At 63.1% G+C, this 21232-nt stretch carries 16 protein-coding genes; 2 read left to right on the forward strand and 14 right to left on the reverse strand.

The genetic code is table 11. The features are described from left to right. Positions 1–43: 43 nt before the first annotated feature. From NCT04_RS08300 to NCT04_RS08315, 4 genes are all read right to left on the reverse strand, one after another. Positions 44–1225 (reverse strand): acetyl-CoA C-acetyltransferase, encoded by a 1182-nt coding sequence (locus tag NCT04_RS08300; RefSeq protein WP_244825317.1) that lies wholly within the window; start codon positions 1223–1225, stop codon positions 44–46. A 55-nt stretch (positions 1226–1280) separates the two neighbouring features. After that, positions 1281–3359, reverse strand: a complete 2079-nt coding sequence (phaC, locus tag NCT04_RS08305) for a class I poly(R)-hydroxyalkanoic acid synthase (RefSeq protein WP_250464945.1) — start codon at positions 3357–3359, stop codon at positions 1281–1283. A 319-nt stretch (positions 3360–3678) separates the two neighbouring features. Further along, positions 3679–4512, reverse strand: coding sequence for a peptidoglycan editing factor PgeF (gene pgeF / locus NCT04_RS08310; protein ID WP_250464947.1), 834 nt, complete (start codon positions 4510–4512; stop codon positions 3679–3681). Then, a complete protein-coding gene (locus NCT04_RS08315; RefSeq protein ID WP_250464949.1) occupies positions 4509–5741 on the reverse strand; it encodes an RluA family pseudouridine synthase in 1233 nt (410 codons plus the stop codon). The genes pgeF and NCT04_RS08315 overlap by 4 nt, the downstream gene beginning before the upstream one ends. A 292-nt stretch (positions 5742–6033) precedes the next feature. Here NCT04_RS08315 and NCT04_RS08320 point away from each other — a divergent pair, with 292 nt between their 5' ends. Further along, positions 6034–6837 (forward strand): outer membrane protein assembly factor BamD, encoded by an 804-nt coding sequence (locus tag NCT04_RS08320; RefSeq protein WP_244828049.1) that lies wholly within the window; start codon positions 6034–6036, stop codon positions 6835–6837. Positions 6838–6933: 96 nt separating this feature from the next. Here the strand turns inward: NCT04_RS08320 and yoaA are convergent, their stop codons facing one another. From yoaA to NCT04_RS08335, 3 genes are all read right to left on the reverse strand, one after another. Then, positions 6934–9162: a DNA repair helicase YoaA gene (gene yoaA / locus NCT04_RS08325; RefSeq protein WP_250464951.1), complete on the reverse strand. Its 2229-nt coding sequence runs from the start codon at positions 9160–9162 to the stop codon at positions 6934–6936. Between the two features lie 83 nt (positions 9163–9245). After that, complete coding sequence (locus NCT04_RS08330; RefSeq protein WP_244825322.1) at positions 9246–9467, reverse strand: DUF465 domain-containing protein; 222 nt, start codon at positions 9465–9467, stop codon at positions 9246–9248. Between the two features lie 44 nt (positions 9468–9511). Then, a complete protein-coding gene (locus tag NCT04_RS08335) occupies positions 9512–10372 on the reverse strand; it encodes a colicin transporter (RefSeq protein WP_244825323.1) in 861 nt (286 codons plus the stop codon). 265 nt (positions 10373–10637) lie between these two features. Between NCT04_RS08335 and NCT04_RS08340 the strand changes: the two genes are divergently transcribed. After that, positions 10638–12986: a Tex family protein gene (locus tag NCT04_RS08340; protein WP_244825324.1), complete on the forward strand. Its 2349-nt coding sequence runs from the start codon at positions 10638–10640 to the stop codon at positions 12984–12986. A 72-nt stretch (positions 12987–13058) separates the two neighbouring features. On the opposite strand, the gene NCT04_RS08345 is transcribed toward NCT04_RS08340, so the two are convergent. From NCT04_RS08345 to hflK, 7 genes are all read right to left on the reverse strand, one after another. Continuing rightward, positions 13059–14951, reverse strand: coding sequence for a potassium transporter Kup (locus NCT04_RS08345; RefSeq protein ID WP_244825325.1), 1893 nt, complete (start codon positions 14949–14951; stop codon positions 13059–13061). 279 nt (positions 14952–15230) lie between these two features. Beyond that, complete coding sequence (locus NCT04_RS08350) at positions 15231–15791, reverse strand: phosphoribosyltransferase (protein ID WP_244825326.1); 561 nt, start codon at positions 15789–15791, stop codon at positions 15231–15233. Between the two features lie 104 nt (positions 15792–15895). Further along, positions 15896–17242 (reverse strand): adenylosuccinate synthase, encoded by a 1347-nt coding sequence (locus NCT04_RS08355; protein WP_250464953.1) that lies wholly within the window; start codon positions 17240–17242, stop codon positions 15896–15898. A gap of 143 nt (positions 17243–17385) precedes the next feature. Further along, positions 17386–18537 (reverse strand): ATP phosphoribosyltransferase regulatory subunit, encoded by a 1152-nt coding sequence (locus NCT04_RS08360; protein ID WP_250464955.1) that lies wholly within the window; start codon positions 18535–18537, stop codon positions 17386–17388. 97 nt (positions 18538–18634) lie between these two features. Beyond that, entirely contained in the window at positions 18635–18820 is a 186-nt protein-coding gene (locus tag NCT04_RS08365) for a DUF2065 domain-containing protein (RefSeq protein ID WP_244825329.1), read from the reverse strand. A gap of 52 nt (positions 18821–18872) precedes the next feature. Next, positions 18873–19778: a protease modulator HflC gene (hflC, locus tag NCT04_RS08370; RefSeq protein WP_244825330.1), complete on the reverse strand. Its 906-nt coding sequence runs from the start codon at positions 19776–19778 to the stop codon at positions 18873–18875. A gap of 13 nt (positions 19779–19791) precedes the next feature. Continuing rightward, a complete protein-coding gene (gene hflK, locus NCT04_RS08375; protein WP_250464957.1) occupies positions 19792–21213 on the reverse strand; it encodes an FtsH protease activity modulator HflK in 1422 nt (473 codons plus the stop codon). Positions 21214–21232: the final 19 nt, after the last annotated feature.

The following is a 21232-nucleotide window of genomic DNA, read 5'->3' on the forward strand; positions in this document are numbered from 1 at the left end:
GACGCCTTCCGCTTGGCCCTTCCCATGCCTTCGGGTGTTGCGCTCAGTCACGCTCGAGCGCAAGCGCCACGCCCATGCCGCCGCCGATACACAGCGACGCCAGACCCTTCTTCGCGTCGCGCTTCTGCATTTCGTGCAAGAGCGTCACGAGAATGCGGCAGCCCGATGCACCGATCGGATGGCCAATGGCAATTGCGCCGCCGTTCACGTTGATCTTCGACTGATCCCAGCCCATTTGCTTATGCACGGCAAGCGCCTGCGCGGCGAAGGCTTCGTTGATTTCCATCAGGTCGAGGTCGTTCACCGACCAGCCCGCGCGCTCGAGACAACGCTTCGATGCAGGCACGGGACCCATGCCCATGACCTTGGGATCGACGCCCGCATTCGCATAAGCCTTGATGCGCGCAAGCGGCGTGAGACCGAGCGCCTCGGCCTTCTTCGCCGACATCACGACGACCGCGGCCGCGCCGTCGTTGATGCCCGATGCGTTCGCCGCCGTCACCGTGCCTTCCTTCGAAAACGCGGGCTTGAGCGTGGAAAGCGCTTCAGCCGTCACGCCGTGGCGCACGAATTCGTCGGTGGCAAACCGCAGCGGCTCGCCCTTGCGCTGCGGAATGGACACCGGCACGATCTCGTCGTCGAAGCGCCCTTCCTTCTGTGCCTTCTCGGCCTTGTTCTGCGACAGCGCCGCGAACTTGTCCTGGTCTTCGCGCGAGATGCCGTATTCCTTCGCGACGTTCTCGGCGGTCGTGCCCATGTGGTAGTTGTTATAGACGTCCCACAGGCCATCGACGATCATGGAGTCGATCAGCTTGGCGTCGCCCATGCGAAAGCCGTCGCGCGAGCCCGGCAGCACGTGCGGCGCCGCGCTCATGTTTTCCTGACCGCCGGCGATGACGATATCCGCATCGCCCGCGATGATCGCGTTGGCCGCGAGCATCACGGCCTTCAAACCCGAGCCGCAGACCTTGTTGATCGTCATGCCCGGAACCATGTCGGGCAACCCTGCCTTGATGAGCGACTGGCGCGCCGGATTCTGCCCCGAACCCGCGGTCAGCACCTGACCCAGAATGACTTCGCTCACCTGATCCGGCTTCAGTCCCGCACGCTCCAGCACCGCGCGAATCACCGTTGCCCCCAGTTCCGGCGCCGCGATCTTCGCGAGCGAACCACCGAACTTGCCGACCCCTGTACGCGCGGCCGATACGATCACTACGTCAGTCATTTCAGTTTCCTTTGGCATCAAATGAATTCGGTTATGCGTGCGACTTCGCGCCGTGTCAGAAGTCGCGTTCCAGCACGTAGCGTCCGGGCGCGGGCTCGATCACCGGATAAGTCTTCGAGCCTTGCGACGTGCCCGCCTTCACTTCCTCGCCCGCGTTTTGCGCGAGCCATGCGGACCACGTCGGCCACCAGCTTCCCGGATGTTCCGTGGCTGCCTCGAACCACGCGTCGGCGGTTTCGGGCAGGCGCTCCTCATGGCTGTCGAGCATCCAGAAACTGCGCTTGTTCTTCGACGGCGGATTGATGACGCCCGCGATGTGCCCCGACGCGCCAAGCACGAACTTTTGCGGGCCCGTGAGAATGGGCGCGGATGCATACGCGGACTTCCACGGCACGATATGGTCTTCGCGCGAACCGTAGATGAAAGTGGGCAACGAGAGCGTCGACAGATCGATCGCCTCGCCGCACACCGTCAGCGCGCCCGGTTCGCGCAGCTTGTTCTCCAGATACGTGTTGCGCAAATACCAGACGCACATCGGACCGGGCAAGTTGGTCGAGTCGCTGTTCCAGAACAGCAGGTCGAAGGCTTGCGGCGTGCGTCCCTTGAGATAGTTGTCGACGACGTAATTCCACACGAGATCGTTCGGCCGCAGATACGAGAACGTATTGGCGAATTCGATCCCGCGCATGAGCCCGGCGGGCGCGCCGTTCTTGCCGCCGATCGACTGCTCGCGCATCTGCACGTGTGCTTCGTCGACGAAGACGTCGAGCACGCCGGTGTCGGAAAAATCGAGCATCGAGGTGAGCAGGGTCATCGACGCGGCCGGCTCTTCGCCGCGCGCCTTCGCTACCGCGAGCGCCGTCGCCAGAATGGTTCCGCCGATGCAGAAGCCGAGCGTGTTGATCTGCTCCTCGCCCGTGATGTCCTTGATGACGCCGATGGTTTCGAGCACGCCCTGTTCGACGTAATCGTCCCATTCCTTCGCGGCGAGCGATTGATCCGCATTGCGCCACGACAGGATAAAGACTTGCTGCCCTTGTTCGAGCGCATAACGCACGAGCGAGCTTTCAGGCTGAAGATCGAGGATATAAAACTTGTTGATGCAAGGTGGCACGATCAGCAAAGGCCGCGCATAAACCTTCGGCGTGAGCGGCTTGTACTGGATCAGTTGCACGAGTTCGTTCTCGTACACGACCGAGCCTTCCGTCGAACCGATGTTCTTGCCAACCGCGAAGCGCGACTCGTCCGACTGCGAAATCTTGCCGCGCTGCAAGTCGTTGAGCAGGTTGAGCATGCCCTGGCGCAAGCTCTCGCCCTTGCTTTCGATGAGCGTCTTCTGCGCTTCGGGATTGAGCGCGAGATAGTTGCTCGGCGAAGCCGCAGCCGCCCATTGCTGCACCGTGAAGCGGATGCGTTCGCGCGTCTTGGGATCGCTCTGCACGGCGTCCGCGAGTTCTTGCAGATAACGCGCGTTCAGCAGATACCACGCGGCCGTGAAGGCATATGCCGGCGTGTTCTGCCACGTGGTGTCGGTGAAGCGGCGGTCCTTGAGCGATGCAGGGTCGATGCTCTGCTCGCCCGCCTGCTTGAGCAATGCGGCGGCATCGCGCGAATAATTGCTTTGCAGTTGTTGCAGACGCTCGGGCGCGATGGCTGCCGTCGGAATCTTCGGCAACGTAGGCAAGCCCTGCATCGACGCGCCGAAGCCCGGCATGCTGCTCGCGAGCTTGGCGAATTCGGCCAGGCCGTTCATCTTCGCGAAGTCGGGCATTTGCGGCATGACGGTTGGAACCGCGCCGAATGCATTTGGAAATGCACCGGGCAAACCCGCACCGGAAAAACCCGGAAACGCGCCCAAGCCGGGAAACGAACCAAACGAACCGAACGCTCCGAGCGGCGGCGCGCTCGCGCTATTCGCAGCGGCTCCGTCATTCGTCTGCGCGTTGGTTTGCGCGTTGGTCTGGGGATTGAATTTCGCCCATTGCGCGGGATCGGCGACCGAGCGCCACGCGTTGAGCCATTGATCGAACGCTTGCTGTACGCCTGTCGGATCAGCGGGAACTTCAGCCGTCGAACTGCTGGCAGTACGGGAGCGGGCGGAGGACGCAGAGGAGGAACTAGATTTGGAAGCCATACCCGCTTTTGACCTGTAAGTCTCGCAAGACTGATTGCTGATGCAGGCATCGCCGGGCTTGTCTCAACCAGCGCGCAAGTGTCGATGCGCACTATGCGCGCCACAAGAGTCACCTAGCTACGCCGTGCCCGATTGAATGAATTCCGGGAACATTCTTGCTCTTAGGACTCAGGCATGTCAATGCTTCACCTGATTTTGCCGCAGTGCGATATTTTTTTAATTATCGTTTTCCCCATGCGAGATATTGCATTCGCATGGGCTTACGCAAGTTCCTGCGACTTAAAGCTGGCAGTTGTCGCTGAATGCCGATGACGAGCAGTTAATCGCCAAGCCAGATCATGGCGGCCATGCGCCCTGTCACGCGATCGCGACGATACGAATAGAAGCGCTCTCGCTCGCTCACCGTGCAGTGCGTACCGCCATGAACGCGCTTCGCTTCCACGCCGATATCGGCTAAACGCAAGCGCGCAAGCGTATAGATGTCGGCGAAGTATTTGCCTTGTGCGCCGGTCGGCTTGAACGCTGCCGCGGTGAGGTCGCGTTGATCCGCATTCGCGATCGACACGAAGGCATCGAGCACGTCCTCGCCCACTTCGAATGCAGCGGGACCAATGGCCGGACCGAGGTAAGCATTGAGGCGCGATGTCGGCACGCCCGCGAGTTGCGCCACCCGCGCGCCCGTCTTCTCGACGATACCGCCCGCAAGACCTCGCCAGCCCGCATGCGCGGCGCCGACCGCGCGGCCTTCGTCGTCGCAGAAGAGGACCGGCAAACAGTCCGCCGTCATCACCACGCAGACGACGCCCGGCCGGTCGGTCACGCTCGCATCGGCGCGCGTCGGACCGGCTGCACGGCGCTCGATGACCGCGTGCGCATCTTCAACCGTCGTGCCGTGAATCTGTTCGAGCCACGCGGCTTGTCCGATGCCCGTCAACGCCAGCGCGCGACGGCGATTTTCGATGACGGCATCCGGCGCATCGCCGCTCGACAAACCAAGATTGAGACCGCCCGCGCCCGGCGTGCCGCCATCGAAAGGCGCCGCGCTCACGCCGCCCGCGCGAGTCGTCACGAACGCATGCACGCGCGGCGAGACGCGCCATTGCGGCCACACGCAATCATCCGCGCTCAATGTGACGTCAGTGCGATGGGTCATGCTTCGTCGTCCTCGGCATCGGCATCGTGTTCGCCTTCTTCGTCGTCGTATTCGTCGTCCCAGTCTTCGCCGTCGTCCATTTCATAGACTTGCGGGAAGTCGTCGTCTTCGTCTAGTTCGACTTCGTCGTCGCGCCCGAAGCCGAGTTCCGTGGCGAGCTTGGCGAGATCCTCGGGCACGTCCGCGCGCCAGTGCACTTGCTTGCCCGTTGCCGGATGAACCAGACCGAGCCGCCACGCGTGCAGCGCCTGACGCGCGAAGCCGTCGGGCAGCGGCGTCACCGAACGCCGGCCGCGTATGTGACCGTAGACCGGATCGCCCAGAAGCGGATGGCCGCTCGCCGCGCAGTGCACGCGAATCTGGTGCGTGCGGCCGGTTTCGAGATCGCAATGGATCGCGCTCACGGGCTGCCCGTTCCACTGCGTCCGGTCGATGGTGCGAAAGTGCGTGCGCGCCGGTTTCCCCGATGCGCCTTGAACCACGGCCATGCGCGTCCTGTCGCGCGAATCGCGGCCGATGGGCGCGTCGATGGTGCCGTCGTCCGGCATCCTGCCCCACACGAACGCGACATAGCGGCGCTTCACCGTGCGCGCCTGCAACTGCCGCACGAGGTCGGTCTGGGCTTCGAGCGTGCGCGCGACGACCATCAGCCCCGAGGTCTCCTTGTCCAGCCGATGTACGATGCCCGCGCGCGGCAGCCCCGCCGCCGCATCGCCATAACGATGTAGGAGACCGTTGAGCAAGGTGCCGCTCCAGTTCCCCGCGGCGGGATGCACGACCATGCCGGCGGGCTTGTTGATGACGACGAGCGTTTCGTCTTCGTACACGATGTGAAGCGGCACCGGCTCGGGCGTGAACGCGAGTTGCTCGGGCAACAGGTCGGGCACGAGCGCGATGGTCGCGCCAAGCGGCACGGGCTGGCGCACCTTGGCGCTGGCGCCATCGACGAGCACGCGCCCTTCCTCGATCCAGCCTTGCAGACGGCTGCGCGAAAACTCGGGGAAGATCTTGGCCAGCACCTTGTCGAGCCGCTCGCCTGCGAGTTCATCCGGCACGCGCGCCTCGCGCGGCGCTTCCTCGTTGCGATGCCGCGCTTCCTTGCCGCGATGCGGCGTGCCGGCATCGGGCGCATGCGCGTCCGAATCGGTAGAAGCTGCGTCGTCGGGCTTGGCGCTTCGGCTATAATCTTTGAGTTGGTCTTTGGTACGGCGTGTACTTGAGCGGGTCATTTGAACGGGATATCGGGTTGTACCCGGTGAGTCAGTCTTCATCTCGGGCTGCAGTTCGGGACATTGCGCAAGACGTTCTTTACAGCGCGCGACACTGCCGGGCAAACTTCAATGCAGGCAACGCAAGGAAGCCGCGCCAGACCGTTGCGGACCGGGAAACCGGGCGGAATTCGAGGGATATTCAAACGGAAAATCCCGAGCGAAAACCGCACCGGACACACAGCTAGACATAGCGAGATTCAGCCAGGAACAGCAAGCACTAATGCGAGCCTTCAACACCATTCATCAATCGATGCAGCAATCGATCAAGTATCTGGCGCTGGGCGCGAGCGTCGCCATTGTCACGGCCTGCCACGGCTTGCCGGAGAAGACCGACGAAACGGCTACGTGGAACAACAACAAATTATATACGGAGGCCCAGGACGCGCTTTCAGGCCGCGACTGGGGCAAGTGCTCCAAGTATTTCGAAGCGCTCGAAGGCCGCGATCCGTTCGGTCACTTCGCGCAGCAGGCGCAGATCAACGTGGCTTACTGCAACTGGAAAGACGGCGAGACCGCATCGGCGGATCAGGCGATCGACCGGTTCATCAAGCTGCACCCGGATCATCCGGACATCTCTTATGCCTACTACCTGAAAGGCATGATTCACTTCAACGACGACCTCGGACTCTTCGGCCGCTTCTCCGGCCAGGATATGAGCGAGCGCGACCCGAAGTCGCTGCGCGAGTCGTATGACGCGTTCAAGGTCGTGGTCGATAAATATCCGCAAAGCAAGTATGCGCCCGACGCCGCGCAACGCATGCGCTATATCGTGAACGCGCTCGCTTCGCACGAAGTCCACGCGGCGGATTACTACTATCGTCGCGGCGCGTATGTCGCGTCCATCAACCGGGCGCAACTCGCCATTCGCGAATACAAGAACGCGCCGGCCACCGAAGAAGCGCTGCATCTCATGATGCTCTCATACGAGAAACTCGATCAGCCGCAACTCGCCGACGACACCAAGCGCGTGCTTGCCGCCACGTTCCCCGACAGCCCGTATGTCACGGGCAAGCGTCGCGCGAGCGCGGAAAAGGCGTGGTATCAGATCTGGTAAGCAGAACGCGAGATCGTTCGGCTGGTCAGGCAAAAATGGGCGCTTCGGCGCCCATTTTGTTTGTCGATCAACCGCTCCCGCGCCCTGCTGCAAGCCCTACTCGGCAAGCTCCGCCGACGCGTCCGCCGCTTCGCTGAAAAACGCCCGCGCGACTTCCAGTTCACGCGTGCGCTTGAACGGCGGCAGGCTTTGCCAGATGCGTCGGCCGTATGGTTTATCGACGAGCCGCGTGTCACAGATCATGAGCACGCCGCGATCCGTCTCCGCGCGAATCAGCCGCCCCGCGCCCTGCTTGAGCGTGATGACGGCCTGCGGCAACTGATGCACGGCGAACGGGCTCAAGCCTTTCTTCGTGAGCGCGTCGAGGCGCGCGGCAAGCACGGGATCGTCGGGCGGCGCGAACGGTAGTTTGTCGATGACCACGAGCGAAAGCGCATCGCCACGCACGTCGACACCTTCCCAGAAGCTCTGGCTGCCGACGAGAATCGCATTGCCATACGCGCGGAAACGGTCGAGCAACTCGGTACGGCTCGCGTCGCCCTGCACGAGCAGCGGATTGTCCCAGCCGCGCCGCTCGATCACGTCGCGCAGACGCTGGGAGATGCGATCGACCGCGCGCAGCGTCGTGCACAGCATGAACACGCCGCCACCCGATGCCTCGATCACCGGCAACGCGGCGTCGAAGACGGCGTCGGTGAACTGCGGCGAGGACGGCTGCGGCAGATTGCGCGGCACGTACAAAAGGCCCTGCGACGGGTAATCGAAGGGACTCGGCAAGGTCATCGAACGGCGCGCGTTCAAACCCATTTGCGCCGCGTAATGCGTGAAATCGCCACGCACCGAAAGCGTCGCGGAGGTGAAGATCCAGGCACGCGGCACGCCCGCGCGCTGCTTCGCGAAGATCGGCGCGACCGACAGCGGCGTCTCGTGCAGTTGCACCGTGTGCGAGAACACTTCGATCCAGCGCACCATCTCGTTGGGCTCGTCGCGCGCGGCTTCGGCGGCGGTATCCGCGTCTTCGACCACTGCACGTTCGAGCGCGGTCGGCGGCTTGGTCCAGCCCGACAAAAGCCCTTGCAATTCGCGCGCGCGCCGCACCAGCGCCTGCAGCGATTCCGCGCGCTCGCCGTGTGCGCCGAGCGCGGCCGTGAGTGCATCGAGATGGGTTTGTAGCGTGTCGAGCGCCTCGAAAAGCGGATGGCCATCGGCGAGTTGGCCGAGCGAGAGGCGAATCGAATCTTCCCGGAATGCGAGCCGCAGGTCGCGCGCCGCGCGTTCGAGCGCCGCGCCGAGCTTGGTCCAGTCGGCGGCGTCGCGAGCGTGGGACAAACCTTCGGCCACCGCATCGCGGGCGAGTTCGAGCAGTTGCGTGGTCGAAAGCGTCTTGCCGAAAAAGAGCGTCGCCGTCTCGGGCAACTGATGCGCCTCGTCGAAGATGATGGTGTTCGCCATCGGCAAGAGTTCGGCCATGCCGGTGTCGCGCAGCATTACATCGGCGAAGAACAGGTGATGGTTCACCACCACGATGTCCGCCTGTTGCGCTTCGCGGCGCGCCTGCATCACGAAGCAATCCTTGTAATGCGGGCAATCTTGTCCGAGGCAATTGTCGCGCGTGGACGTGACCATCGGCCAGACGGGCGAGTTCTCGGGGACACTCGCAAGTTCGGCCTTGTCGCCCGTGCGCGTGATCTTGGCGAAGCGCACGATCTCCTGCAGATGCGACGTGTCCTGACGCGTCGGCAGCCGCCCGTTGTCGGCGGTGCGTTCGAGATAGTAGTGGCAAAGATAGTTGGCGCGGCCCTTCAGCATCGCGACGGTGACCGGCACGGCGAGCGCGTCGCGCACGGTCGGGATATCGCGCTGAAAGAGCTGATCCTGCAAGTGTTTGGTCCCGGTCGAAACGATGACCTTGCCGCCCCACAACATGGCCGGAACGAGATAAGCGTAGGTCTTGCCCGTGCCCGTTCCCGCCTCGACGATCAGCGTGTTCTCGCCGCCATCGACGGCGCTCGTCGCGGTGGCGATACCCACGTCGTCGGCGGATGCCTCGTCTACCGCATGCGGCTTGTCCGATGGCCCGAGCTTGCGCGCCGGGCGGCGCTGCAATTCGAACATCGCGGGTTCGGGCATGGCGCGGCCGGACGCTTCCATCGCGGCGGCGACGGAGCGCGCCATGTCGATCTGCGACGCGCGCGGCCGATAGCCGTCGATCGCGCGCGCGAGAAGGCCTTCGGCGGAGAAGATGGCGTCGAGTTCCGTGCGGCGCTTGTCCGTGAGTTCGAGCGCAGCGCTTGCGCTGTCGCGGGGTTGTGCGGGTAAGTTCAAGGCGGGGCTAGATCCTGCGGTTGCGGTCACGGCGCATGGCGGCGCTTTGCTGCCTCAAGCGCCTCGACCCGCGTCGATGCGCTTCAATGCGCGTCGCCGTCGAGCTGCAGTTGCAGCAGAAGTATGGTGTCTTTCACCTTGAGCTTGCGCTTTTTCAAGCGCCTGAGCTCGAGGTCGTCGATACCGCCCATCTTGTCGATGAGCGTGGACAAGCCGTGATGCTCTTCCTGCAATTGCGTGATGCGATCGCGGAGCACGGTGGCATCCACGGCGGGTTGTCGGGGTGCGTTCAAGCGCTGCTGCATGCTCGCCTCCTTTCATCCTCATCGCCCGGGCGGTGCCTTGGGCGTCACTTACCTGGTTGCTGCTGTTGCTGCTGTTGCTGCTGTTGCGCCTGCTGGGCTTGCTGTGCCTTTTCCTGCTGCTTGCGCGCGGCTTCTTTCTGACGCGCCTCGACTTCCGCGCGATGCTGCGCGGCATCGCGTTGTTTCTGTTCGTAACGGTCCGCCTTCTGCTCGCGGTCCTGCGCGTCCTGCACGCCGCGGGCGCGCGCTTCCTCGAGTTGCCGCTGATAGTCCGCCTGCTTGCGGTCGTACGCGGCCTGATTGGCCGCGCGCTGCGGCGCCTCGGCCTGACGTTGCGCGGCGGACAGCGCGTTCTGACGCTGCTTTTCCTCGTAGGACTGCTGGCTCGACTTTTCGCTGGCGGCGCGTTGCGGCGCTTCCGCATCGTATTGTGCCTGCTTGAGCGCGGTCTGTTCGTCGCGCTGCTTCGTGCGCTCGGCGCGTTGTTCGTCGTCGAGAGCGAGCTGCTGCTGGCGAATCTGCTTGCGCTCTTCACGCATGGCCGTGCGCGCGTTGTCGAGACAGTGGTTCACGAAGAACTTGCCGTAGCAGTCGTGTTCCTTGACGCCGTATGCGTAGTCGTTCTGCGCGGTGCGTTTGTCGAGCGCCTTTTGCCGGCGCGCATTGTCGGCCTTGAGCGCGTCTTCGGCGCTCGGCTCGGCACTGACCATGGCGGATGAGGCATCGCCGAGCGGCGTGGCGCGCACCGACGTGGTGGGGTCGATGCCCTTGGGCGTCTGCGCGATGGCATTCGGCGCGAGAACGAGCGTGCACAGAAACGCGCACGCGGCGCAGATGGACGCGAGCGGGGAAAGGCGAAGTTTGGGCAAATGAATGGACGGCAACGTGATAAAGACCCGATGCATTAAGCGATGCAACGACAGACGCAATGCAGCCTGCGCGATGCCGAAATTCTATCACCGTGAACCGGAGCCCTTCTCCATTTATGGCAAAATCCCCCGCTCAAGCAACCCGGCCGCAACCGGCAGCACGCCCGCTTTGCGAGGCGCAAGAAGTAGTCAGCGCGCACCAAGCGGGACACAGGGCGTAAAGCGCGCAACGCGTCGCACGAGATGCGCGCCCTGCGTCTTGCCGTTGCACAAGGCCAGCAGAGAGCAGACAGCGCAGACCATGACGCAAACCGTAGCACTCAAGATCGTACAGCGCATTGCCACCGAGCTTACCGTGCAGCCGCGCCAGGTGGCCGCCGCCGTGCAGCTTCTGGATGAAGGCTCGACTGTCCCGTTCATCGCCCGGTATCGCAAGGAAGTGACCGGCAATCTCGACGACACGCAACTGCGCACGCTCGAAGAACGCCTCCTGTATTTGCGCGAACTCGAAGACCGGCGCGCCACGATTCTTTCGAGCATCGACGAGCAAGGCAAGCTCACCGACGAACTGCGTACATCGATCGAAGGCGCGGACAGCAAGCAGGTGCTGGAAGACCTGTATCTGCCGTATAAGCCGAAGCGTCGCACGCGCGCGCAGATTGCTCGCGAAGCCGGCCTGGAACCGCTTGCACAGGCGCTCCTCGCCGACCCGACACTCGATCCGCAGAGCGAAGCCGCGAAGTTCGTCGATACCGAAAAAGGCGTCGCCGATACCAAGGCCGCGCTCGACGGCGCACGCGATATCCTGTCCGAGCAGTTCGGCGAAACGGCCGAGATTCTCGGCAAGCTGCGCGAGCACCTGTTCAACCAGGGGCTTGTCATGTCGACCGTGGTCGAGGGCAAGCAAGGCGAGGAAGGCGAAAAATTCCGCGACTACTACGACTACAGCGAAACCATCCGCACGGTGCCATCGCATCGCGCGCTCGCGCTGTTCCGTGGCCGTAACGCGGGCGTCCTGAGCGTGAAACTCGGGCTCGGCGAGGAACTCGACGCACAAACGCCGCATCCGGGCGAAGTGATGATCGCGCAGCACGTGGGCATCGCCAATCGCGGCCGCGCGGGCGACAAATGGCTCGCCGACGTGTGCCGCTGGTGCTGGCGTGTCAAGGTGCAGCCGCATATCGAAAACGAACTGCTCACCAAGTTGCGTGAGGAAGCCGAGCACGAAGCCATTCGCGTGTTCGCGCGCAATCTGAAGGACTTGCTGCTCGCCGCGCCCGCTGGACCGAAAGCCGTGATTGGCCTCGATCCGGGTCTGCGCACCGGCGTGAAAGTCGCCGTCGTCGATCGCACGGGCAAGGTGCTGGCCACCGACACCATCTATCCGCACGAGCCGCGCCGCGATTGGGACGGTTCGCTCGCGAAGCTCGCGCGCATTGCCAAGGCGACGCAGGCAGAGCTCATTTCCATCGGCAATGGCACGGCATCGCGCGAAACCGACAAGCTCGCGAGCGAGCTCATCGCGAAGCATCCCGAACTCAAGCTGCAGAAGATCGTCGTGTCCGAAGCGGGCGCGTCGGTGTATTCGGCTTCCGAACTCGCGGCGAAGGAATTTCCGGACCTCGATGTTTCACTGCGCGGCGCGGTTTCCATCGCGCGCCGTCTGCAGGACCCGCTCGCGGAACTCGTCAAGATCGACCCGAAAGCGATCGGCGTCGGCCAGTACCAGCACGACGTGAATCAGCGCGAACTCGCACGCTCGCTCGATGCGGTCGTCGAAGATTGCGTGAACGCCGTCGGCGTCGATGCCAACACGGCTTCCGTCGCGCTGCTCGCGCGCGTATCCGGTTTGAACGCGACGCTTGCACGCAATATCGTCGATTATCGCGATGCCAACGGGCCGTTTGCGTCGCGCGAGAATCTGAAGAAGGTGCCACGTCTCGGCGACAAGACGTTCGAGCAGGCCGCGGGTTTTCTGCGTATCAACAACGGCGAGAATCCGCTGGATCGCTCGTCGGTGCACCCGGAAGCGTATCCGGTCGTCGAGCGCATTCTCGCGAAAATCAAGAAGCATGTCGGCGATGTGCTCGGCAAGCGTGAAGCGCTCACCGGCCTCTCGCCCACCGAATTCGTCGATGACCGCTTCGGTCTGCCGACCGTGCGCGACATCCTCGCCGAACTGGAAAAGCCGGGCCGCGACCCGCGTCCGGAGTTCAAGACGGCGACGTTCCGCGAAGGCATCGAGAAGATCGCGGATCTCGAACCCGGCATGGTGCTCGAAGGCGTGGTGACGAACGTCGCGGCGTTCGGCGCGTTTGTCGATATCGGCGTGCATCAGGACGGACTCGTGCACGTTTCCGCGCTGTCGACGAAGTTCATCAAGGACCCGCATGAAGTCGTGAAGGCAGGCCAGGTCGTCAAGGTGAAGGTGCTCGAAACGGATGTGAAGCGGCAGCGCATCTCGCTGACCATGCGTCTCGACGATGACTTCGCGCCGGCAGCGGCAGGCAGCGGCGCGCCTTCGCAACCGCGTGCAGGCCAGCAGGACCGGCGCGCGGGCGGCGGGCGCGATGCGCGTTCGAATAATCAGCGCCGCGAGCCGGAACCGGGTGGGGCGATGGCCGCTGCTTTCGCCAAGCTCAAACGCTGACAGCCGGCACGCTTCAAACAAAAAACCCACGCTTTGCGGCGTGGGTTTTTTGTTTCCAGAAGCAAGCGCTCGTCAGATTTCGATCTTCGTGCCCAACTCCACGACGCGATTGGCCGGAATGCTGAAGAAGTCCGTCGGCTTCGCGGCGTTCTGATGCATCCACGCGAACACGCGCTCGCGCCACACCGACATGCCCGGCAACTCGGTCGGCACCACCGTTTCACGCGCCATGAAGAACGACGTGTCCATGAGTTCGAACGTCATTGCGTGCGTGCGCGTGATCTGTTCGAGCACGGCTTTCACGTCCGGCGTTTCATTGAAGCCATACGCGGCCTTCACGAGAAAGAGCCCGCCGCCAACGTCCTTCACTTCCATGCGATGCGCGCCATCCACATACGGGATATCGCGCGTGATGAAGTTCAGGAAAATGGTGCGCTCGTGCAGCACCTTGTTGTGCTTCAGGTTGTGCAGAAGACTCACGGGCACGAGCGAATCGCTGCCTGTCAGGTAGATCGCCGTACCCGACACGCGATGCGGCGGATGCGCGAGCAGCCCTTGCAGGAACGGCATGAGCGGAATACCGTCGGCGGCCGTGCGATCCTTCACGATCATGCGGCCTTTGTACCAGGTCATCAGCAGGAAGAAGAGTATTCCGCCGATGCACAGCGGCAGCCAGCCGCCCTGCCCGATCTTCAACAGACTCGCGCCGAAGAAGCCGATGTCGATCGTGAGCAGTACCGCGATCAGCGCGCCGACGAGCCAGCGGTTCCAGCCCCAAAGATTGACCATCACCACCGAGAGCAGGATGGTCGTGACGAGCATGGTCGCGGTCACGGCGAGTCCATAAGCCGCCGCCAGATTCTCCGAACTCTTGAAGCCCACCACGATGCACAGAATGATGAAGAGCAGCATCCAGTTGACGAGCGGAATATAGATCTGCCCGATCGCCAGTTCCGACGTATGCAGGATCTTCATGCGCGGCACGTAACCGAGCTGAATAGCCTGACTCGTCAGCGAATACGCGCCCGAAATCACTGCCTGCGATGCAATCACCGTGGCGACGGTGGAAAGGATCACGAGCGGGAGCAAAGCCCAGTCTGGCGCCAGCAAGAAGAACGGACTTTCGATGGCCGACGGCGTATGCATGAGCAACGCGCCCTGCCCGAAGTAATTCAGCAGAAGCGACGGCATGACGAGCGCGTACCAGCCGCAGCGAATGGGCTTCGCGCCGAAGTGGCCCATATCGGCATAGAGCGCTTCCGCGCCGGTCAGCACCAGCACGACGGAGCCGAGCACGATATACGCCTGCAACACGTGCGAGGCCATGAAGGAGATTGCATAGTACGGGTTGAGTGCGACCAGCACGCCCGGTGCGAGCACGATGTGATAAGCGCCCAGCACGGCGAGCGTGATGAACCACACCAGCATGATCGGGCCGAACAGCTTGCCGACCACTGCCGTGCCATGGCGCTGAATCCAGAACAGCAGGACCAGGATGACCATGGTGATCGGCAGCACATAAGGCGACAGCTTCGGTGCGGCGAGTTCCAGCCCTTCCACCGCCGAGATGACCGACATGGCGGGCGTGATGACCGCATCGCCATAGAACATGCAGGCGCCGAAGATGCCTAGCATCAGCAGCACGCCCGACATGCGGCCCGGCTCCTTCACGCTGCGCAGCGCGAGCGTCATCATGGCGAACACGCCGCCTTCGCCATTGTTGTCGGCGCGCATGACGAAGAGCACGTACTTGACCGCGACCACCATGACGATGGCCCAGAAGAGCAAGGAGATGACGCCGAGAATGGACGCCTCGGAAAGCGCGATGCCGTGCGACGGGCTGAACGCTTCCTTCAGGGAATAGAGCGGACTCGTACCGATGTCGCCAAAGACGACGCCAATGGCGGCGAGCGCAAGAGATGGCAAAGGCTGTTTATGCTCTTGCGCGTGAGTCATGTTAGTCATAAAAGCGAGATGTCCGTCCAGGGCGGAAAGAAACGAACGCCATTCTATCTAACGTCGCGTGCAAAAACGCTGCCTCTCGTATTGCCCGATTGCCCGGCAACACGCGTGTGTGAGTTTAGCATCGCGTTTCGTGCGCGTAGGCTGAACGATTCAGGGCGCTTGGCTGCATCTGTGAAATTAGGTGACCCAAAGCAAAAACGCCGTTGCGCCCGGCATGAAGCGGGACGAACGGCGTCTTGCCCGTTATCGGGCAGCAAGAACGAGGCGACGAAGTGGCGCTCACTCGCGGCTGTTCTGCAGGCCCCGCTTGATCCAGGCGCCGAGATTGTGCGGCCGTACCGTGTCCCACTCCTCGAACGGTTGATGAATCCACGGATTGGTTTCGAGAAACTGCACGTGATAGTCGGGCGTAACCTTCGAGCACGCCTTGTACCAGAGCACGGCCGAGCGCACCGCCGTAATGGCCGGATAGCGCTCCTTCAGATGCTCCTGCACGCGCGCGAGCGTAACGCCTGAGTCGACCAGATCGTCCACCAGCAAGACGTTGCCGGACAACTCGCCGCGCGTCATGGTGATGTACTGCGCGATGTCGAGATCGCCCTGCTCCGTGCCCGCGGCTTCGCGATACGAACTCGTCGCGAGAATGGCGAGCGGCAAGTCGTAAATGCGCGAAAGTTGGTCGCCGACGCGCAGGCCGCCGCGCGCCAGACACAGGATCTTGTCGAACTTCCAGCCTGAGTCGTGTACTTTGAGCGCGAGGACTTCGATCAACCGGTGATATTCATCCCAGTTGACCCAAAGATTTTTGTCGTCGTTGCGCGGGTCCGTCATCGCGATCATGGTAAGACTCTTTCAAATACGTACTACAGGTTATATATGAAATGTGGCCGCAAGGTAGCGGCCACATTCTTTACAGCGTCCGGCTCAGGTTGAAACGCTCGCGCTCAGACCTTGAACGGATGACGCAACAGGATGGTTTCATCGCGGTCCGGTCCGGTCGACACCATGTCGATGGGCACGCCGGCAACTTCCTGCACGCGCACGAGATAAGCACGCGCGTTCTCGGGCAGACTGTCCCATTGCGTGATGCCGATGGTGCTTTCCTTCCAGCCGCCGAAGGTCTCGTAGACCGGTTCGCAACGCGCCACTTCCGAGGCGCCGCGCGGCAGGATATCGACCTCTTTGCCGTCGAGTTTATAGCCTACGCACAGCTTCACTTCTTCGAGACCGTCGAGCACGTCGAGCTTGGTGATGCACAGCCCCGAAATACCGTTGATCTGAATGGAGCGGCGCAGCGCGGCGGCGTCGAGCCAGCCCGTGCGACGCGGACGACCCGTGACCGAACCGAATTCCTTGCCGACGGTCGCCAGGTTCAAGCCCACCTGGTCCTGACGTTGCGCGTTGTCGGCATCGTACAGTTCGCTCGGAAACGGGCCCGAACCGACGCGCGTGCAATACGCCTTGGTGATGCCGAGAATGTAGTTGAGCCGTTGCGGACCGATACCCGCGCCCGAAGTCGCCGCACCCGCGACGCAGTTGCTCGACGTGACGAACGGGTAAGTGCCGTGATCGACATCGAGCAGCGTGCCTTGCGCACCTTCGAACAACAGATTGCGGCCAGCGTGGTTTTCGTCGTACAGACGGCGCGAGACGTCCGTGACCATGGGTTCGAGACGCGGCGCGTAACCGAGCATGGTGTCGAGCGTTTGCTGGTAGCCCACTTCGGCCGCGCCCAGATACTTGCTCAGCACGAAGTTGTGGAAGTCCAGCACTTCGCGCAGACGTTCGGAAAACACCGGCACGTCGAAGAGGTCCTGCACGCGCAGCCCGCGACGGCCGACCTTGTCTTCGTATGCCGGACCGATACCGCGCCCCGTGGTGCCGATCTTGCCCGCGCCGCGACGCGTTTCGCGCGCCTGATCGATCGCGACGTGATATGGAAGAATGAGCGTGGCGGCTTCGGAAATGAACAGGCGTTTCTGAACGTCGATGCCCGCGGCTTCGAGCTCGTCGATTTCCTTGAACAAAGCTTCCGGAGACAACACGACGCCATTGCCGATATAGCAGGCCGTGCCCGCGCGCATGATGCCCGAAGGGATGAGGCGCAGAATGGTTTTCTTGCCGCCGATGATGAGCGTGTGGCCGGCGTTATGACCGCCCTGGAAGCGCACGACGCCCTGGGCGTGGTCCGTCAGCCAGTCGACGATCTTGCCCTTGCCCTCATCACCCCACTGGGTGCCCACCACGACGACGTTGCGCCCCGGGTTCACATTCACTGCACTGGCAGACATGTTGATTCGTTAGCTGGTTAAAAACGTATTTTACCTATGTTCGCCACAGGTTCCGAATTTTTCGGGATACGTCGGGGTTAGGAAATCGGCATCCATTCGTATGACGCGCGGCTCACTTCATGCGCCGCGCTTAGGCGCCGCGTTCAGGCGCGCGCTTCGACGATCCATTGGCCGTCGCGCTCGATGAGTACGCGGTCGAAGGCGAATTCGTCGAGATCGTGCTCGTGGCCCGGCAGCGCCTGAATGACCACTTCGCCGGCATCGCGCAATGCGGCGACGGCGGCGCGTAGCGTGTCTTCGTGCTTCCACGGTGCAAGGATCGCGCTGCCGCGGGCATCGACGGGAGAAATACGCGCGACTTCACGCAGGTCCAGCGAAAAGCCCGTTGCCGGGCGCGCACGTCCGTAGGCGAGCCCGACATCGTCGTAGCGGCCGCCATGCGCAACCGCGTTGGGCACGCCGTCGACATAGGCGGAGAACATCACGCCGCTGTGATACGCGTAGCCGCGCAAATCGGCGAGATCGATCATGAGTTCGGCCCCGTCGACCTGGCTTGCGAGAAACGCGAGATCGTCGAGCGCACGCGCGATGACCGGCAGATTCGGCAGACGGCCGCGCGCGGTTTCGAGCACCGAGGCGTCGCCGTAGAGCGTAGGCAGCGCGCGCAACGCTTCGCGCGGCACCTGGCCGAGATGCGCCGTGAGTTCGTTGATACGCGGCACGTCCTTGCTCGCGAGCGCCTCATAGAGCGCTTCGCCAAGCGATGCAGCCGCCGGTTCCAGTTCCAGCAACGCGGCGAGCACGCCCGCGTGGCACAGATCCAGACGCACTTTCGTGAGACCCGCGAGATGCAGCGAATCGAGCATCAGTTGCTGGATTTCGAGGTCCGCTTCGAGCCCCGCGTGACCGTAGATTTCCGCGCCGATCTGAATCTGCTCGCGCGTCGCGTGCAGGCCGCGCGGACGCGTGTGCAGCACGTTGCCCGCATAGCACAGACGCGTCACGCCATGCCGGTTCAGGAGATGCGCGTCGATGCGCGAGACCTGCGGCGTGATGTCCGCGCGCAAGCCGAGCGTGCGCCCGGACATCTGATCGACGAGTTTGAAGGTGCGCAGGTTCAGATCGCTGCCGCCGCTCGTCAGAAGCGATTCGAGATATTCGAGCATCGGCGGCATCACGAGCTCGTAACCGTACGAACGGAAACGATCGAGCAGACGGCGTCGCAACTCTTCGATCTTGCGGGCTTCCGACGGCAAGACGTCGGCGATATTCTCGGGAAGTAACCAGGTGGACATCGATACGTTTCCTACGGGGCGCGCGGCGCGGCGTGACGCGGCGCGCTTTGACGAACGGATTTAAACAAGATAGGCCAATTGGCGCATCACGGTGTGCTCACGTTGCGATGAGCAGCAGGATGAGCCCGAGCACCATCGCGATCAGTCCGCCGATGCGGATGTGATGCGTCGGGCGTTCCGCGATGCGGCGAAAGGTATCGCGCCACGCGGTCGGAAAAACGAAGGGAAACATTCCTTCGATGATCAGCATCAACGCAAGTGCGAGCAGTAACGTCTCGGCCATGTTCCAAGGGAAAGGCGAAAGCGCGAACGGATCGCGCTTTCGCGGGGCACGATCAGCGCTTGGCCGTGGCAGCCGCGGAAGAAACATCCGCGCTGCCGCCGTTCGGGCCGCGCATGAAGCGGAAGAAATCGCTGCTCGGGTCGACCACCATCACGTCGCCCGGCTTGAAGGTCTTCTTATACGCTTCGAGGCTCTGATAGAACTGGTAGAACTGCGGATCGCGTCCGTAGGCGTCCGCCGCTATGGCTGCCGCCTTGCTGTCTCCTTCGCCCTTGATGGACTGTGCCTGACTGTATGCATCGGCGAGAATCGCCTGTTGTTCGCGCTGGGCGTCCGCCTTGATCTTGTCGGCGTCCGCCGTGCCCTTCGCGCGCTCGATGGCGGCGGCCTGCTGACGCGCCGCGATCATGCGTTTGTAGACGGAGTCGGCTACCACGGACGGAAAGTCGATACGCGTCATCTGCAGATCCACGAGCTGCACGCCGAAGGCCGCCGCCGCGTCTTCCACCGACTTCTGCGCTTCGCTTGCGAGCGTTTGCTGGCTGCCGAGCGCGTCCGTGAGCGAACGCTTCGCGAACGCACTGGCGAGCGACGTGCGCGCGAGCCCGACGATGCGCTCCTGCGCGGTCTGCGTGTTCTTCTCGTTGCTCTCGAACAGTTTGAGCGGATCGGCCACGCGATACTTGATGACGGTATTCACCAGCACGTCGTTCTTGTCCGACGTGGCGAAGCGGTCCGCGCCCGCTTCGTCGATGGTGAGCGTGCGGGTATCGACGAGCGTGAGCGTCTGGAACGGCGCGGGCAGCTTGAAATGCAGGCCCGGGCCGTCGAGTTTCGGTTCGCCGTCACCGTGGGAAGCCACGACGGCAGCATGCCGTTCGTCGACCGTGAAGATCATCGATGAACCGATGAACAGCACGATCACGACAGCGACCACAAGCGCAATGATTCGATTCATGTTCTCGCGCTCCTTATTGCAGGTCGTCTTGACGATTGCGCGAGCGGAAAGCATCGCGGGAGCGCAGCGGGTCGCTTGCACTGCTTGCGGCACTGGCCGCGCTGGCCGCACTGGCTGCAGTCGTCGCGCTGGCCGCGCCGTTGATCGCACCGTTGGCCGGCGCGCTCAACACGGCCGGCGACGACGCCACGCCCGGCGCACGCGCCTGTGCGCCATCGCCAGCGGGCGCGCTTGCGGCTGCGGCGGCACTGGCGGCATCGGCTTCTTTCACCTGCTGACGATTCGCCTCGACGAGCTTGTCCAGCGGCAGGTACACCACGTTATTGCCTGCCTTGCTGTCCACGAAGACCTTCGTGGTACGCGAGTAGATTTGCTGCATCGTGTCCAGGTACATGCGTTGACGAATGACCGCGGGCGCTTTCGAGTATTGCTCGTAGACCTGCTTGAAGCGCTCGGCGTCGCCCTGTGCTTCGGTGACCTGGCGATTGCCGTAGGCCGTGGCTTCGTCGACGAGACGCGCCGCGTCGGCTTTCGCACGCGGCAGCAGCTGATCGGCATAGGCTTGCGCGGTGTCGCGAGCGCGCTCGTTGTCCTGACGCACGCGCGAAGCTTCCTCGAATGCCGCCTGCACTTGCGTCGGCACCTGCACGCTTTGCACGGTCACGCCCGTCACCTGCAAACCGGTGCGGTAGAGATCGAGCGAGCGCTGGATGGATTCGGTCAGACGCGCGCGCAACGCCTCGCGATCCTTGTAGAGCATGTCGTCCGTGCTGACGGACCCGGCGATCTCGCGAACTGCCGCCTGCGACGCCTGCGTGACGCTCTGGTCGGGATCGAGATTGCGGGACAGGAAGTCGGTCGGCGACTTGATCTGATATTGCACGGCGAAGCGCACGTCGACGATATCGGCGTCGTTCGTCAGAACCGAGGCATCGCGCACGTTGCCTTGCGCGAGCGCGGTGCCGCGACCCACTTCGACCGAGCGGACCTGCGAGATGTCGACGATATCGTGCGACTGAAACGGATACGGCAGGCGCCAGTGAATGCCTTGCGCCACCGTTTGCCGATATTTGCCGAACTGCGATACCACGCCGACGTGACCGTCCTGTACGACGAACACGCCGCTGCCGAGATAGATGGCGATCAGCACGCCAATGACGATGCCAAGCCCGATGCGCGTGCCGCGGCCGTTCTCGCGCGGCGCGCCGCCGTTGGGCTTGCGCCCGAACAGACCGGCGATGCGACGGTTGAAGTCGCGCCACATCTCGTCGAGATCGGGCGGGCCTTCGTCCTTGCCGTTCGGGCGCTTGCCGTCTTGCGGACGCTTCGAGTCGTTCTTCACGCCGTTGCCTTCGCCCCGCCCCCAGCGCGGATCGTTGATCGAAAAGGCGGCATGCATGCGCTGCCTGTTAGTCCGCTCGTTGTAGTCGTTCACTCGGTGATTCACCATTAGA

Source organism: Caballeronia sp. GAFFF2, assembly GCF_023631485.1.
Lineage (GTDB): Bacteria > Pseudomonadota > Gammaproteobacteria > Burkholderiales > Burkholderiaceae > Caballeronia.